Origin of the sequence: Streptomyces sp. 7N604 (assembly GCF_052245475.1) — a bacterium.
Lineage (GTDB): Bacteria > Actinomycetota > Actinomycetes > Streptomycetales > Streptomycetaceae > Streptomyces.
In genome coordinates this window covers 293,149-308,710 of record NZ_JBQQBX010000005.1, presented here as the reverse complement: position 1 = coordinate 308,710, position 15,562 = coordinate 293,149, and the positions used below count along the sequence as shown (strand labels likewise).

The following is a 15,562-nucleotide window of genomic DNA, read 5'->3' as shown; positions in this document are numbered from 1 at the left end:
CGCCCACCTTCCGCGCGGCCGGCGGGCGGAATTCCGCGGCGCCTGGCCGTGCCCGCGCCTCCGGCGCGGAATGCCCACCCGCCCTTAAAGGCGGGTGGGTGGGCACATGTGGCGCGTAGCGCCGGCGCGGTGCGCTCGCCCGCCGCGCACGTCGCGGCACCGACCGTCGTCTCCGCGAGCCGCCCGCAGGGCTACTCGCTTTCGAGGGCCGCCTCGAAGAGCGTGTGCATCGCGCGGCGAAGCTGCGCGATGTCCCCTACCGGCTCCGGGAAGTCGAAGCGCGCATCGAAGGGCCGGTCGTCCTCGTCGGTGAACCGCACGCGCAGCCCGAAGCGGTCCAGCGCCACCGGCACGGCAAGGCCCCCCAGCACACACCCCCCGCCCGAGCGCTCCCCCAGCAGTGAACACAGCCCGCGCACCTGGTCCCCGTGAGCGGCCGCGAGGTGCTGGAGCAGTTCGGCCTCGTGGCGTACGAGCGGGTCGGGGGCCGCCGCCGCGAATTCCTCCGGCTCGACCGACTCGGCGCCCCACAGGTCGTCCACGGCCGCCTCGCCGACCTCCAACCGCAGCAGCATCCAGGCGGGACGCCCGTACTCCCCGGGTGCCGGGCCCTCCTGCAACGCCTCCCCGACACCCGGGCCGCTCTCGATTCCCAGCAGGGCGCCCACCGGATGCTCCTCGGCGAGCAGCATCGCGCACGCCGCCCGCTCCTCGTTCCGTACCGGAGTGAGCCACCCTCCGATCCACCCGCGACCCCGGATACGATGGGGTACGGCGACCGGTGCGACGTCGGTGATCTCGATCACGGCCGTCAGATCGTCGTCCTGTGCGTGGGCCGCGGCACGAGCCGCGGGGGAGTCTCCAGGCACTAGCAACAGCACGTCTCCGTCCGGAGTGACGGTGCGTGCGGCGGGCGCTCCGGCGCCCAGATCGTCCAGGTCCGCACCCGGAATGCAAAGTGCGGCCGAGGCGTTCGACTCCACGAGGGTTCGTACACGCTCGGCGGCCAAGGGCTGCCCGGCGTCTTCCACGGGGCGCGGCTGACCCGGCCAGGCGCTGTCCGTCGTCGATTCCGCGGCGCGGCCGGTGCCGGGCAGGGGGCTCCCAGGTCGAAACATGCGTTCTCCTCCGCTAAGGTAAGCCTCACCTAACTTACACGGAGGTCCGTTCCACGTGAACCAGTCGCGTCCCAAGGTCAAGAAGTCGCGGGCGCTCGGCATCGCCCTGACGCCGAAGGCGGTCAAGTACTTCGAGGCCCGTCCCTACCCGCCCGGCGAGCACGGCCGTGGTCGCAAGCAGAACAGCGACTACAAGGTCCGTCTTCTCGAGAAGCAGCGTCTGCGCGCTCAGTACGACATCAGCGAGCGGCAGATGGCCCGTGCCTACGACCGCGCTCGGAAGGTCACCGGCAAGACGGGCGAGGCCCTCATCGTCGAGCTGGAGCGCCGTCTGGACGCGCTCGTCCTGCGTTCGGGCATCGCCCGGACGATCTACCAGGCCCGCCAGATGGTGGTCCACGGTCACATCGAGGTCAACGGCCGCAAGGTCGACAAGCCGTCCTTCCGCGTCTCGCCCGACGACGTCGTGATGGTGCGCGAGCGCAGCCGCGCCAAGCACCCCTTCCAGGTGGCCCGCGAGGGTGGCTACGCCCCCGACGGCGAGACCCCGCGCTACCTGCAGGTCAACCTCCAGGCGCTCGCCTTCCGCCTCGACCGGGAGCCGAACCGCAAGGAGGTCCCGGTGATCTGCGACGAGCAGCTCGTCGTCGAGTACTACGCCCGCTGACCCGGGCGAGGCACCTGCCTCCCCGGTGCGCTCTCCACCCGCCCGCCCTTCTCCGGGGCGGGCGGGTGCGTCTTCTCGGTGCTTCCGCAGCTCCCGTTGCCCCCCTTCCCACCGTTCTCCCCACGGCCCTCGCGCAGCGCCCGCGCCACCGCCCCGTCCAGGTCCAGCCGTGCCCCCTCGGCCAGGCACTCCTCGTACCGCGCCGTCCCGAGCGCCTTCCGCGTCCGCTGCTCGCACAGCTCGTGCGGAGCGTTGAAGTGCTGCGAGCCGAACAGCGGCAGGCCGACCGAGCGCCACAGCTGCCCCGCCGCGCCCTGCACCACCGCCGCCTCCTCCATCTCGCCCTCGTTCGCCATCAGGAGGGCGAGCAGCTCGATCGCCACGACCGCGCCCACCAGGTCGTGGAAGGCGTGGTCGATGGCCAGGCACTCCTCCACCAGCCGGCGTGCCTCCTCCGCGTCGCCCCGTGTCCAGGCCGCGTAGCCCAGGACGTACAGCGCGTACGCCAGCGACCAGCGCTCGCCGTGGTCCTCGCAGACCTGCCGGACCTCCTCGCACAGCGAGACCGCGCCCGCCAGATCCCCCTGGAACGCCATGGTGATCGCCAGCTCGACCTGCCCCATCAGCACGTTGCTGTTCAGCTCGCCGATCTCCCGGTACTGCGCGAGCGCCGCCCGCAACAGCTCCTCCGCGCGGGGCATGTCGTCGGAGACCAGGGCGAGACAGCCGGTGCGGTGGAGGGCGTACGCCGCGGCCAGCGGGTTGCCGGTGCGCTCCGCCTCCTCGGTGCACTCCTGGAGAGCCGCGATCGCGCCGACCGCGTCGCCCTGGAGCACCGCCACATAGCCGAGCACCCACAGCGCCTTGAGTCGCGACTCGTCGTGCCCGCCCTCCAGCTCCAGCGCCCGCATCAGCCAGTGCCGGCCCTCCGAGAGGCGGCCGCAGCCGACCCAGTAGAACCACAGGGTGCCCGCGAGGTACTGCCCGATGTGCGCGTCCTCGGCCGCCTCCAGACTGAACTCCAGCGCCACCCGCAGATTGCTCAGCTCGGCGTCGATCCGGGCCGCAACCTCCGCCTGCCGGGGGCTGAACCAGTCCAGCTCGCACCAGGTGGCCAGACCCATGTACCAGTCGCGGTGGCGGCGCCGCATCCGCGCGGTGTCACCCGCCGCCTCGAGCCAGCACGCGCCGTACGCCCGTACGGTCTCCAGCATCCGGTAGCGGACCCCGGCCGGGGTGTCCTCGCGCGCCAGCACCGACTGCGCCACCAGCTCGGCGACCACGTCCAGCAGATCGTCCGCGGCCAGGTCGGGGCCCGAGCAGACGTACTCGGCCGACTCCAGGTCGAAGTGGCCCGCGAACACCGAGAGCCGGGCCCACAGCAGCCGCTCCCGCGGGGTGCACAGCTCATGGCTCCAGCCGATCGCGGTGCGCAGCGCCCGGTGGCGGGGCAGCGCGGTGCGGCTGCCCCCGGTGAGCAGCCGGAAGCGGTCGTCGAGGCGCTGCAGCAGCTGCTCGAGCGAGAGCGCCCGCAGCCGCCCGGCCGCCAGCTCCAGGGCGAGCGGGATCCCGTCGAGCCGGTGGCACAGCTCGCCGACCGCCCACAGGTTGTCATCGGTGATCTCGAAGCCGGGCAGCACGGCGGCGGCCCGTTCGGCGAAGAGCGCGGCGGCGTCCCCGGCGGGCGGCGGCGGGATCGTGGGGGAGCGGGCGGGAGCGGGGGCGGGCATGGGCGCGAGCGGGAAGGCCTGCTCGCCCGCCACGCCGAGCGGCCGGCGCCCCGCCGCGAGCACGCTCAGCCCCGGAGCCCGGCGCAGCAGGTCGCGGACGAGGGCCGCGGACTCCTCGACGATGTGCTCGAAACCGTCCAGGACGAGGAGGAGTTGGCGGTCGGCAAGCTGTTCGCCGAGCGCGGCGCGCGGACGTCTGCCCGTGTGGCCGACCAGGCCCAGCGCCTCGGTCACCGCGCGCTCCAGCAGCTCCGGGCCGTTCAGGGTGGCGAGCTCCACCAGCCAGACGCCGTCACAGAAGCGTTCCTGCTCCTGATGAGCCGCGCGCAGCGCGAGGCGCGTCTTCCCGACCCCGCCGACCCCGGTCACGGTGACGAGCCGGGATCTCTCCAGCTGCCGCCCCAGCTGCGCGAGTTCGGCCGTACGACCCACGAACGCAGTCAGCTCCGCGGGGAGATTGCCGGGGGCGGGGCCGGTGTCGCGGGGGCCGTACGGGGCGGGGCCCGGGCGCGTGGAGCGTCGCATGGCCCACGGAGCGTACTCGCATATATGCGCACCGTACAATCCGGCTTGGCGGCCGGCCTGCCGCCGCCGGGTAATCCGGTACGGGCCCGGCCTTCCGGCGCGATAGGGTCGGCATCTGCCGCCCGTTCCCGGAGAGACCGCCGTGACCGGCGGCGACCGATACGTCTACAGGGAGCGGTGCATCGTGTCCGGTGGAGAGGTGGCCGGGATCCTCGTGGCCGTCTTCTGGGCCATCCTGGTGTCGTTCCTCGCCGTGGTGCTGGTGAGGCTCGCGCAGGTGCTCAAGGAGACGACGAAGCTGGTGGCGGACGTCTCGGAACAGGCGGTCCCGCTCCTCGGCGAGGCGTCGGCGACCGTACGGACCGCGCAGACCCAGCTGGAGCGGGTCGACGCGATCGCGACCGACGTCCAGGAGGTCACCTCCAACGCCTCGGCGCTCTCCTCGACCGTCGCCTCCACCTTCGGCGGCCCGCTGGTCAAGGTCGCCGCCTTCGGCTACGGGGTGCGCCAGGCCCTCGGCCGCAAGGACGCGCAGCCGTCCGCGCGGCGCCGTACCGTGATCGTAGGACGCACAGTGCCGCAGGCCCGGCGACGCGGCCGGGGCGCCCGCGGCGGAAAGGCCTGACGCACCGATGTTCCGCCGCACGTTCTGGTTCACCACCGGCGTCGCAGCCGGCGTGTGGGCCACTACCAAGGTCAACCGCAAACTCCGGCAGCTGACGCCGGAGAGCCTCGCCGCGCAGGCCGCCGACCGGGCCGTCGAGGCGGGCCACCGGCTCAAGGAGTTCGCGCTCGACGTCAAGGCCGGCATGGCGCGGCGCGAGACCGAACTGAACGACGCACTGGGGCTCGAGCCCCGGGACGGCGACCAGAACCGAGAACTGCCCGGGCCGCGCCGACCGACGGAGCTGGGCACGAAGTACCCGTACAACCGGAATGAGGACCACTGATGGAGTCGGCTGAAATCCGTCGCCGCTGGCTGCGCTTCTTCGAGGAGCGCGGGCACACCGTCGTGCCGTCGGCGTCGCTCATCGCGGACGACCCGACACTGCTGCTGGTCAACGCAGGCATGGTTCCGTTCAAGCCGTACTTCCTCGGTGAGGTCAAGCCGCCCTTCCCGCGCGCCACCAGCGTGCAGAAGTGCCTGCGCACGCCCGACATCGAGGAGGTCGGCAAGACCACCCGGCACGGCACCTTCTTCCAGATGTGCGGCAACTTCTCCTTCGGCGACTACTTCAAAGAAGGCGCCATCAGGTACGCCTGGGAGCTGCTGACCACCCCCGTCGCCGAGGGCGGTTACGGCCTGGAGGGCGAGAAGCTCTGGATCACCGTCTACGAGGAGGACGACGAGGCCGAGCGCATCTGGCGCGAGGTCATCGGCGTCCCCTCCGAACGCATCCAGCGCCTGGGCATGGGCCCCAACTACTGGTCCATGGGCGTGCCCGGACCCTGCGGACCCTGCTCCGAGATCAACTACGACCGCGGCCCGGAGTTCGGCGAAGAGGGCGGCCCCGCCGTCAACGACGAGCGTTACGTGGAGATCTGGAACCTGGTCTTCATGCAGTACGTGCGAGGCGAGGGCTCCGGCAAGGAGGACTTCCCGATCCTCGGCGAGCTGCCCAGCAAGAACATCGACACCGGCCTCGGCCTCGAGCGCCTGGCGATGATCCTGCAGGGCGTGCAGAACATGTACGAGATCGACACCTCGCGCGCCGTCATCGACAAGGCCACCGAGCTCACCGGCGTTCCGTACGGCGCCGCCCACGACTCGGACGTCTCGCTCCGCGTCGTCTCCGACCACGTCCGCACCTCGGTCATGCTCATCGGCGACGGCGTCACCCCGGGCAACGAGGGCCGCGGCTACGTCTTGCGCCGCATCATGCGCCGCGCCATCCGCAACATGCGGCTGCTCGGTGCCAAGGGCCCGGTGATCGGTGAGCTCGTCGACACGGTCATCAAGACGATGGGCGAGCAGTACCCGGAGCTCGAGACCGACCGCAAGCGCATCGAGACGGTCGCGCTCGGCGAGGAGGCCGCCTTCCTCAAGACCCTCAAGACCGGCACCAACATCCTCGACACCGCCGTCTCCGACACCAAGGCCGCAGGCTCCACCGTCCTCCCCGGCGACAAGGCCTTCCTGCTCCACGACACCTGGGGCTTCCCGATCGACCTCACCCTCGAAATGGCCGCCGAGCAGGGCCTGTCGGTGGACGAGGAGGGCTTCCGCCGGCTGATGAAGGAGCAGCGGGAGCGGGCCAAGGCCGACGCCAAGGCCAAGAAGCAGGGCCACGCCGACCTGTCCGCGTACCGCGAGGTCGCCGACACCGCGGGCTCATCAGACTTCACCGGCTACACCGACACCGAAGGCGAGTCCCGCGTCGTCGGGCTGCTCGTGGACGGCGTGCCCTCGCCCGCCGCCTCCGAAGGCGACGAGGTCGAGGTCGTCCTGGACCGCACCCCCTTCTACGCCGAGGGCGGCGGCCAGCAGGCCGACCAGGGCCGCATCCGGCTGGACAGCGGCGCCGTCGTCCAGGTCCACGACGTCCAGCAGCCGGTGCCGGGCGTCAGTGTGCACAAGGGCGTCGTCCAGGTCGGCGAGGTGACCGTCGGGGCCTCCGCCTACGCCGCCATCGACGTCTCGCGCCGCCGAGCCATCGCCCGCGCCCACAGCGCCACCCACCTCACCCACCAGGCGCTGCGCGACACCCTCGGCCCCACGGCGGCCCAGGCCGGCTCGGAGAACGCCCCCGGCCGCTTCCGCTTCGACTTCGGCTCGCCGACCGCCGTGCCCGGCACGGTCCTCACGGACGTCGAGCAGAAGATCAACGAGGTGCTGGCCCGCGAACTCGACGTCACCGCCGAGGTGATGAGTATGTCCGAGGCCAAGAAGCAGGGCGCCATCGCCGAGTTCGGCGAGAAGTACGGCGAGCGGGTCCGCGTCGTCACCATCGGCGACTTCTCCAAGGAGCTGTGCGGCGGCACGCATGTGCACAACACCGCCCAGCTCGGGCTGGTGAAGCTGCTCGGCGAGTCCTCGATCGGCTCCGGCGTGCGCCGCGTCGAGGCCCTCGTCGGCGTCGACGCGTACACCTTCCTGGCCCGCGAGCACACGGTCGTCTCCCAGCTCACCGACCTGGTGAAGGGCCGCCCCGAGGAGCTGCCGGAGAAGATCTCCGGAATGCTCGCCAAACTCAGGGAGGCCGAGAAGGAGATCGAGAAGTTCCGCGCCGAGAAGGTCCTCCAGGCCGCTGCGGGCCTCGCCCAGGGCGCCAAGGACGTACGGGGCGTGGCCCTCGTCACCGGTCGGGTGCCGGACGGCACCGGCGCCGACGACCTGCGCAAGCTGGTCCTCGACGTGCGCGGCCGCGTCCAGGGCCGTCCGGCCGTCGTCGCGCTGTTCACCGTGGCGAACGGCCGTCCGCTGACCGTGGTCGCCACCAACGATGCCGCCCGCGAGCGCGGCATCAAGGCCGGCGAGCTGGTCCGTACGGCCGCCAAGACCCTCGGCGGCGGCGGTGGCGGCAAGGATGACGTCGCCCAGGGCGGCGGCCAGAACCCGGCTGCCATCGACGAGGCCGTGGCCGCCGTCGAGCGGCTGGTCGCCGAGAAGGCGTGACGCGGCCTGTGACGGAGGCTCAGGAGGCTCAGCACATGCGACGCGGCAGGCGCATCGCCGTCGACGTCGGGGACGCCCGGATCGGGGTCGCCTCGTGCGACCCCGACGGGGTCCTGGCCACCCCGGTGGAGACCGTGCCGGGACGGGACGTCCCGGCGGCGCAGCGGCGCCTCGCGACGATCGTCGAGGAGTACGAGCCGATCGAGGTCGTGGTCGGCCTGCCCCGCTCGCTCAGCGGCGGGGAGGGCCCGGCCGCGAAGAAGGTACGGGCCTTCGCGCAGGGGCTCGCCCAGGGCATCGCGCCGGTGCCCGTGCGCCTGGTGGACGAGCGGATGAGCACCGTCACCGCGGCGCAGGGGCTGCGCGCCTCGGGCGTCAGCTCCAGGAAGGGCCGCGGGGTCGTCGACCAGGCAGCGGCCGTGGTCATCCTCCAGAACGCCCTTGAGACCGAGCGGGCGTCGGGTAAAGCTCCGGGGGAGTGCGTCGAAGTGGTCATCTGATCGCGATACGGTAACGTTCCGCGCGGCGCGGCACCGTTCGAATATCGAATGCCACCGTGCGGAACGAGGCGGACCGGACCCCTGCGCAAGGACGACGCGCACCGGGAGCCACCTCGTGGCTCGAGGGGATCGATGACTGAGTATGGCCGGAGCCAAGACTCCGAACCGTGGCATCCAGACGATCCTCGCTATGGGGAGCAGAGGTGGGACGGGCAGCCGCAGTGGGAGGGCCAGGCGGCACCGTACGGCGCCGCACAGCAGCAGTACCCCGGCCAGCACGGCTACGACCAGCAGGGCTACGGCCAGCAGGGCTACGACCAGCAGGGCTACGACCAGCAGCGTTACGTCCAACAGGACTACGGTCGGCAGCAGTACGGCTGGGACCCCCCGCAGACCGGCGAACAGCTCGTGTACGGCGGCCCCGAGGACCCGTACGGACACCAGCCTCAGCCCCACGACCCGTACGGCGGCGAGCGCCCCGACCTGTACGGCACCCCGGACGCCTATCCGCCGCCCCAGCCGCCGGGCAGCAGGACCCAGCAGCAGTACGCGCCGCCCCAGGCCTACGACGAGCGGCAGCAGTACGCCGAGGACCGGCAGTACGCAGAGCGCCGGCAGTACCGGCAGCCGGAGCCGGACCAGCAGGCGGAGTGGCAGCAGGAGCCCGAGATGGAGGAGCATCCATTCTTCGCGGGCGACCAGGGCCGGAACGGCCGCGGTGACGACGACTACGACGAGGCCGCCCGCTCGGGCCGCGGTGGCGGCTGGGACGGGGACCACGACCGTGACCGCGAGCGGGGGCCCAAGCGCCGCAGCGGCATGGCGCTGCTGCTGTCCACCGTGATCCTCGCCGGTGTGATCGGCGGTCTCGGCTACCTCGGCTACAACTTCTGGCAGGACCGGTTCGGCCCGGCGCCCGACTTCTCGGGCAGTGGCAGCGGCGAGGTCCAGGTCGAGATCCCGGACGGGGCGACCGGCAACCAGATGGGCAACATCCTCAAGAGCGCGGGCGTGGTGAAGAGCGTCGACGCCTTCGTGGAAGCGCAGAACAGCCACCCGAAGGGCAACACGATCCAGCCCGGGGTCTACGTCCTGCGCGAGAGGATGTCCGCCAAGGCGGCCGTCGATCTGATGACGGATCCGAAGAACCTCAACTCGCTCATCATCGCCGAGGGCCTGAGGGCCTCCTCCGTCTACACCGCCATCGACAAGAAGCTCGACGTCCCGGGCGGAACCACCAAGACCGTCGCCAGGAAGCAGGCCGAGAACCTCGGCCTGCCCGACTGGGCCGACGACAACGCGAAGATCAGGGATCCGCTGGAAGGATTCCTCTACCCCTCGCGCTACAGCGCGGCCAAGGGCGCCAAACCCGAGGACGTCCTGCGGCAGATGGTCGGCCGCGCGAAGCAGGAGTACCAGAAGCTGGACGTCGAGGACAAGGCGGACAAGCTGGGGCTCGAGTCGCCGCTCGAGCTCGTCACGGTCGCGAGCCTCGTCCAGGCCGAGGGCAAGACGCACGACGAATTCCGCAAGATGGCCGATGTCGTCTACAACCGCCTCGAGCCCAACAACCCGGAGACCTGGGGCAGGATCGAGTTCGACTCGGCGTACAACTACCTGAAGAACCAGAGCAACATCGACATCCCGATCAACAAGATCCGGAACGACCCCGACCCGTACAACACGTACTACCACCGGGGACTCCCGCCCGGGCCGATCGGGAATCCGGGCGACGAGGCCCTGCGAGCGGCGCTCGACCCGGACAAGGGCGGCTGGTTCTACTTCGTCGCCACGGACGGCGAGAACAAGACCGAGTTCGCCAAGACCCTTGAGGAACACAACCGCCTGGTCGAGAAGTTCAACAAGAACCGGCGGGAGAGCGGGGGGTGAGGGCGTGACGGCTGTTCAGAAAGCGGAGGGCCGGCGCGCGGCGGTCCTCGGGTCACCGATCGCGCACTCCCTCTCGCCCGTCCTGCACCGCGCCGCGTACGAGGCGCTGGGGCTGACCGGCTGGACGTACGACCGCTTCGAGGTCGACGAGGCCGCCCTGCCCGGCTTCCTCGGCGATCTCCCGGAAGGCGACTGGGCGGGCCTGTCCCTGACCATGCCGCTCAAGCGCGCCGTCATCCCGCTGCTCGACGAGATCAGCGAAACGGCCGCGTCCGTCGAGGCCGTCAACACGGTGATCTTCACCGAGGACGGCCGCCGCATCGGGGACAACACCGACATCCCGGGCATTCTGGCTGCGCTGCGCGAGCGCGGCGTGGAGAAGGTCGAGCGCGCCGCCGTGCTCGGCGCCGGGGCCACCGCCTCCTCCGCGCTCGCCGCGCTCTCCCGGATCTGCACCGGCCGGATCACCGCGTACGTGCGCAGCGAGGCGCGCGCCGCGGAGATGCGGCAGTGGGGCGAGCGGCTCGCCGTCGACGTCGCGACCGCCGACTGGGCCGACGCCGCCCGCGCCTTCTCCGCCCCGCTGGTCATCGCCACTACCCCGGCCGGCACCACCGACGCGCTCGCCGCTTCCGTCCCCGACCTGCCGGGGACGCTCTTCGACGTGCTGTACGAGCCGTGGCCCACCCGCCTCGCCGCGGCCTGGTCGGCGCAGGGCGGCAACGTCGTCAGCGGCCTCGACCTGCTCGTCCACCAGGCCGTACTCCAGGTCGAGCGGATGACCGGGCGCGCGCCCGCCCCGCTGGCCGCCATGCGCGCGGCGGGCGAGCAGGCGCTCGGGACGTGACGGAATCCGTCCGTTCCGTGGACTGGCGTCCGGGGACGGGACCCGGACGTGGGAGGATCGGAGGTGGCGGACCGGGGCCGCGCTCGCCCAGGCCACGCCGTAGATCCGAGGCGCGAGCATCATGAGGAGCACCGTTGAGCAGGTTGCGCTGGCTGACCGCGGGCGAGTCGCACGGCCCCGCACTCGTCGCGACGCTGGAGGGTCTCCCCGCCGGCGTCCCGATCACCTCCGACATGGTGGCGGACGCGCTGGCGCGGCGGCGGCTCGGCTACGGCCGGGGCGCGCGGATGAAGTTCGAGCGCGACGAGGTCACCTTCATCGGCGGCGTCCGCCACGGCCTGACCCTCGGCTCGCCGGTCGCGATCATGGTGGGGAACACTGAGTGGCCCAAGTGGGAGAAGGTCATGGCGGCCGACCCGGTCGACCCGGCCGAGCTCGCCGAGCTCGCCCGCAACGCCCCGCTGACCCGCCCCCGCCCCGGCCACGCCGACCTCGCGGGCATGCAGAAGTACGGCTTCGACGAGGCCCGCCCGATCCTGGAGCGCGCCTCCGCCCGGGAGACCGCCGCCCGGGTCGCGCTGGGCACGGTCGCCCGCTCCTACCTCAAGGAGACGGCCGGGATCGAGATCGTCTCCCATGTGGTCGAGCTGGCCGCCGCCAAGGCCCCGTACGGCGTCTACCCCAAGCCCTCGGACGTCGAGCGGCTCGACGCCGATCCGGTGCGCTGCCTGGACGCGGACGCGAGCAAGGCGATGGTCGCGGAGATCGACCAGGCCCACAAGGACGGCGACACGCTCGGCGGCGTCGTCGAGGTGCTGGCCTACGGCGTGCCCGTCGGCCTCGGCTCGCACGTGCACTGGGACCGGCGGCTGGACGCCCGGCTCGCCGCGGCTCTTATGGGCATCCAGGCGATCAAGGGCGTCGAGGTCGGCGACGGCTTCGAGCTGGCGCGCGTACCGGGCTCCCGGGCGCATGACGAGATCGTCTCCACCGACGAGGGAATCCGGCGCAGCTCCGGCCGCTCGGGCGGCACCGAGGGCGGTCTCTCGACGGGCGAGCTGCTGCGCGTACGGGCCGCGATGAAGCCGATCGCGACCGTGCCGCGGGCCCTGGCCACGGTCGACGTCACCACCGGCGAGGCCACGCAGGCCCACCACCAGCGCTCCGACGTGTGCGCCGTGCCGGCCGCGGGAATCGTCGCCGAGGCGATGGTCGCGCTGGTGCTGGCGGACGCGGTGGCGGAGAAGTTCGGCGGCGACAGCGTGGCCGAGACCCGCCGCAACGTGCAGAGCTTCCTCGACCACCTGGCCATCCGGTGACCCCGGTCGTCGTCCTTGTCGGCCCGCCCGGCGCGGGCAAGTCCACGGTCGGCGCGCTGCTCGCCGAGCGGCTCGGCGTGGCGTACCGCGACACCGACGCCGACATCGAACAGGCCGCGGGCAAGCCCATTCCGGAGATCTTCTTCGAGGACGGCGAGCCGCACTTCCGCGAGCTGGAACGGCAGGCCGTACGGACAGCGCTCGCCGGGCACGGGGGCATCCTCTCGCTCGGCGGCGGCGCCGTGATGGACGAGGGGACCCGAGCCCTGCTGACCGGGCTGCCCGTCGTCTTCCTGGACGTCCAACTCGCCGACGCCGTCAAGCGGGTGGGCCTGGATGCACCGCGTCCGCTGCTCGCTGTCAATCCGCGGCAGCGCTGGCGCGAGCTGATGGAGCAGCGCCGGCCTCTCTACACCGAGGTCGCCCGCGCCGTCGTCAGCACCGACGACCGCACCCCCGAGGACGTCGCGGAAGCGGTCCTCGACGCACTCGAACTCTCGACGCACTCGAACTGAGGAAGGTATGAGCGAGAGCATCACCCGGATCCAGGTCGGCGGCACCGCGGGCACGGACCCGTACGAGGTCCTGATCGGCCGTCAGCTGCTCGGTGAGCTCCCGGGCCTCATCGGCCGCCCCCGCCCGTCGCCCGCCACCACCCTCAAGGGAGGCGCTGCGCGCCGCAGTGACATCCAGCGGGTCGCCGTTCTGCACCCCGAGGCGCTGGCCGCGACCGGCGAGGCGGTCCGCGAGGACCTGGCCGCGCAGGGCTACGAGGCCATCGCGATCCAGCTGCCCAACGCGGAGGAGGCCAAGACCGCCGAGGTCGCCGCGTACTGCTGGAAGGCGCTCGGCCGGACCGGCTTCACCCGCACCGATGTCGTCGTCGGCGTCGGCGGCGGCGCCACCACCGACCTCGCGGGCTTCGTCGCGGCGACCTGGCTGCGCGGCGTGCGCTGGATCGCCGTCCCGACCACCGTGCTCGGCATGGTCGACGCGGCCGTCGGCGGCAAGACGGGCATCAACACCGCCGAGGGCAAGAACCTGGTGGGCGCCTTCCACCCGCCCGCCGGTGTCCTGTGCGACCTCGACAGCCTCGGCTCGCTGCCCGCCAACGACTACATCAGCGGCCTCGCCGAGATCATCAAGGCGGGCTTCATCTCCGACCCCGTCATCCTCGACCTGATCGAGGAGGACCCGGCGGCGGCGCGTACGCCCGAGGGCCCGCACACCGCCGAGCTCATCGAGCGGTCGATCCGGGTCAAGGCCGAGGTGGTCTCCGCCGACCTCAAGGAGTCCGGCCTGCGCGAGATCCTCAACTACGGGCACACCCTCGGCCACGCCATCGAGAAGAACGAGCGCTACAACTGGCGGCACGGCGCGGCGGTTTCGATCGGCATGGTGTTCGCCGCCGAACTCGGGCGGCTGGCCGGGCGGCTCGACGACGCGACCGCCGACCGGCACCGCACCGTTCTGGAGTCGGTCGGGCTGCCGCTCACCTACCGCGGCGACCAGTGGCCCAGGCTGCTGGAGACCATGAAGGTCGACAAGAAGTCCCGGGGCGACCTGCTGCGTTTCGTCGTCCTCGACGGCCTCGGCAAGCCGACCGTCCTGGAGGGCCCCGACCCGGCCGTACTCGCGGCCGCGTACGCGGAGGTCGCCAAGTGACACGCCGGGTCTACGTGTTGAACGGCCCGAACCTGGGACGGCTCGGCTCGCGCGAGCCCGACGTCTACGGCGCCACGTCCTATGCCGGACTCGTCGAGGAGTGCGCCCGGCTCGGCAAGGAGCTGGGCTTCGCGGTCGAGGTGCGGGAGACCAACGACGAGGGGGAGATGATCCGCTGGCTGCACGAAGCGGCGGACGAGTCGATTCCGGTGGTCCTCAACCCCGGTGCGTTCACGCACTATTCGTACGGGATGCGGGACGCGGCCGCGCAGCGCACCGCACCGCTCATCGAGGTGCACATCTCGAATCCGCACGCCCGGGAGGAGTTCCGGCACACGTCGGTCGTCGCGGCCGTCGCGTCGGGGACGATCGCGGGCTTCGGCATCGGCTCGTACCGGCTCGCGCTGCGGGCGCTGGCCGAGGAGTTGTCGGACTGACCGGCTCGATCAAACGGTTCTTCGTACCGTCCGGGCACTCCCGGCCGACATCGGCCGTTCACACTGCGGCGGCCTGGGACGGTACCGTTCGGTAGCGGTGCGGCCCCGAAGGCCGCCCGTTCACGCGCATGTTCGCCCGCACGAGACGGAGAGCCAGCGGATGCAGCACGCAGTGGGGGCTCCGCTGCCACCGCCCCACGGACCGAACCAGCCGACGGGTTCCGGCTGGACCCCCGTACCGCCGCCGGCGCAGGCGCAGAGCGCACCGCCGCCCCACCCGCCGCACGCGCCCGGCTGGACGGGTCCGGCGCCGCAGCACGCGTCGGCACCGCCCGTCGACACCACCGGACACGTCCGGCTGCCGCCCGGAGGCCCGGTTCCCGTACCGGGCCCGCCGCCCGGCACAGCGGCCCCCGACCCGTCGCAGGCGACCATCGCGGTGCTGCTGATAGGGCCCGCGGGAGCGGGAAAGACGACAGTCGCGCGGCACTGGGCGGACACCCGGCGGGTGCCGACCGCGCACATCAGCCTCGACGACGTACGCGAGTGGGTGCGGGCCGGGTTCGCCGACCCCCAGTCGGGGTGGAACGAGCACTCCGAGGCGCAGTACCGGCTCGCCCGCCGCACCTGCGGCTTCGCCGCCCGCAACTTCCTCGCCAACGGGATCTCCTGCATCCTCGACGACGCCGTCTTCCCCGACCGGCCGGTCGTCGGACTCGGCGGCTGGAAGCGGCACGTGGGGCCGGGCCTGCTGCCGGTGGTGCTGCTGCCGGGCCTGGAGATCGTCCTCGAGCGCAACGCCGAGCGCGCGGGGAACCGACGGCTGTCCGACGAGGAAGTCGCCCTGATCCACGGCAAGATGGCCGGCTGGTACGGCTCGGGCCTGCCCATCATCGACAACTCCCAGCTGGACGTCCCGACGACGGCCCGCATCCTCGACGAGGTCCTCTCCCGGAGCCTCGCCAGCCCACCGACCTGGTAGCGCCGGGGCCCGGCCCAGGAGCCCGCTCCACGGCTGCCCTGCCGCCGGGGGTCCGGTCCGGGAGTCCCGCCGCCCTCCACGGCTGCCCTGCACCGCCGCCAGGTGCCGCCGGGGCCCGGCCGGAGGGCCCAGCCCGTCTTGCGCGGCTGTCCTGCCGTCGGGTCCGGTCCGGGGCCCCTCCCGCCCTGCGCGGCTGCCCTGCCGCCGCCACCCCATTGCGGCGTACGTCGCCCCAATCCGGGCGCTGCCCGACCGCCCTGGGCACC

14 protein-coding genes are annotated in these 15,562 nt (G+C 72.3%); 12 read left to right on the top strand and 2 right to left on the bottom strand.

Features of this window, described 5'->3' with window-relative positions:
• Positions 1 to 191 precede the first annotated feature (191 nt).
• The gene (locus ACTWP8_RS08085; protein WP_443321439.1) at positions 192 to 1,118 is read right to left on the bottom strand and encodes a DUF2470 domain-containing protein; all 927 of its coding nucleotides are present in this window, start codon (positions 1,116 to 1,118) and stop codon (positions 192 to 194) included.
• Positions 1,119 to 1,173: 55 nt separating this feature from the next.
• On the opposite strand from ACTWP8_RS08085, the gene rpsD reads away from it, so the two are divergent.
• Entirely contained in the window at positions 1,174 to 1,785 is a 612-nt protein-coding gene (rpsD, locus tag ACTWP8_RS08080; RefSeq protein ID WP_443318069.1) for a 30S ribosomal protein S4, read from the top strand.
• Here rpsD and ACTWP8_RS08075 read toward each other — a convergent pair.
• The gene (locus ACTWP8_RS08075; RefSeq protein ID WP_443321438.1) at positions 1,773 to 4,040 is read right to left on the bottom strand and encodes an ATP-binding protein; all 2,268 of its coding nucleotides are present in this window, start codon (positions 4,038 to 4,040) and stop codon (positions 1,773 to 1,775) included. The two genes, rpsD and ACTWP8_RS08075, sit on opposite strands and share 13 nt — an antisense overlap.
• 184 nt (positions 4,041 to 4,224) lie before the next feature.
• Here ACTWP8_RS08075 and ACTWP8_RS08070 point away from each other — a divergent pair, with 184 nt between their 5' ends.
• From ACTWP8_RS08070 to ACTWP8_RS08020, 11 genes are all read left to right on the top strand, one after another.
• Complete coding sequence (locus ACTWP8_RS08070) at positions 4,225 to 4,665, top strand: DUF948 domain-containing protein (protein WP_443321437.1); 441 nt, start codon at positions 4,225 to 4,227, stop codon at positions 4,663 to 4,665.
• 7 nt (positions 4,666 to 4,672) lie between these two features.
• Entirely contained in the window at positions 4,673 to 4,990 is a 318-nt protein-coding gene (locus ACTWP8_RS08065; RefSeq protein WP_443321436.1) for a DUF6167 family protein, read from the top strand.
• On the top strand, positions 4,990 to 7,656 hold the full coding sequence (gene alaS / locus ACTWP8_RS08060; RefSeq protein WP_443321435.1) for an alanine--tRNA ligase: 2,667 nt from the start codon (positions 4,990 to 4,992) through the stop codon (positions 7,654 to 7,656). Before ACTWP8_RS08065 ends, alaS begins: the two co-directional genes overlap by 1 nt.
• 35 nt (positions 7,657 to 7,691) lie before the next feature.
• Positions 7,692 to 8,156, top strand: a complete 465-nt coding sequence (ruvX, locus tag ACTWP8_RS08055; RefSeq protein WP_443318064.1) for a Holliday junction resolvase RuvX — start codon at positions 7,692 to 7,694, stop codon at positions 8,154 to 8,156.
• 132 nt (positions 8,157 to 8,288) lie between these two features.
• A complete protein-coding gene (mltG, locus tag ACTWP8_RS08050) occupies positions 8,289 to 10,046 on the top strand; it encodes an endolytic transglycosylase MltG (protein ID WP_443321434.1) in 1,758 nt (585 codons plus the stop codon).
• Positions 10,047 to 10,050: 4 nt separating this feature from the next.
• Positions 10,051 to 10,893: a shikimate dehydrogenase gene (locus tag ACTWP8_RS08045; protein WP_443321433.1), complete on the top strand. Its 843-nt coding sequence runs from the start codon at positions 10,051 to 10,053 to the stop codon at positions 10,891 to 10,893.
• Between the two features lie 134 nt (positions 10,894 to 11,027).
• A complete protein-coding gene (gene aroC / locus ACTWP8_RS08040; protein ID WP_443321432.1) occupies positions 11,028 to 12,212 on the top strand; it encodes a chorismate synthase in 1,185 nt (394 codons plus the stop codon).
• On the top strand, positions 12,209 to 12,727 hold the full coding sequence (locus tag ACTWP8_RS08035) for a shikimate kinase (RefSeq protein ID WP_443318060.1): 519 nt from the start codon (positions 12,209 to 12,211) through the stop codon (positions 12,725 to 12,727). The genes aroC and ACTWP8_RS08035 overlap by 4 nt, the downstream gene beginning before the upstream one ends.
• Positions 12,728 to 12,734: 7 nt before the next feature.
• Positions 12,735 to 13,877, top strand: coding sequence for a 3-dehydroquinate synthase (gene aroB, locus ACTWP8_RS08030; protein WP_443321431.1), 1,143 nt, complete (start codon positions 12,735 to 12,737; stop codon positions 13,875 to 13,877).
• The gene (gene aroQ / locus ACTWP8_RS08025; protein ID WP_443321430.1) at positions 13,874 to 14,314 is read left to right on the top strand and encodes a type II 3-dehydroquinate dehydratase; all 441 of its coding nucleotides are present in this window, start codon (positions 13,874 to 13,876) and stop codon (positions 14,312 to 14,314) included. The genes aroB and aroQ overlap by 4 nt, the downstream gene beginning before the upstream one ends.
• 160 nt (positions 14,315 to 14,474) lie before the next feature.
• Positions 14,475 to 15,296, top strand: coding sequence for a Pro-rich N-terminal domain-containing protein (locus ACTWP8_RS08020; protein WP_443321429.1), 822 nt, complete (start codon positions 14,475 to 14,477; stop codon positions 15,294 to 15,296).
• The last annotated feature ends 266 nt before the right edge of the window (positions 15,297 to 15,562 follow it).

Coding starts and splice junctions, on each gene's coding strand:
- ACTWP8_RS08085 (WP_443321439.1), bottom strand. CDS start 1,118: ATGTTTCGACCTGGGAGCCCCCTGCCCGGCACCGGCCGCGCCGCGGAA.
- ACTWP8_RS08075 (WP_443321438.1), bottom strand. CDS start 4,040: ATGCGACGCTCCACGCGCCCGGGCCCCGCCCCGTACGGCCCCCGCGAC.
- ACTWP8_RS08065 (WP_443321436.1), top strand. CDS start 4,673: ATGTTCCGCCGCACGTTCTGGTTCACCACCGGCGTCGCAGCCGGCGTG.
- alaS (WP_443321435.1), top strand. CDS start 4,990: ATGGAGTCGGCTGAAATCCGTCGCCGCTGGCTGCGCTTCTTCGAGGAG.
- ruvX (WP_443318064.1), top strand. CDS start 7,692: ATGCGACGCGGCAGGCGCATCGCCGTCGACGTCGGGGACGCCCGGATC.
- mltG (WP_443321434.1), top strand. CDS start 8,289: ATGACTGAGTATGGCCGGAGCCAAGACTCCGAACCGTGGCATCCAGAC.
- aroB (WP_443321431.1), top strand. CDS start 12,735: ATGAGCGAGAGCATCACCCGGATCCAGGTCGGCGGCACCGCGGGCACG.
- ACTWP8_RS08020 (WP_443321429.1), top strand. CDS start 14,475: ATGCAGCACGCAGTGGGGGCTCCGCTGCCACCGCCCCACGGACCGAAC.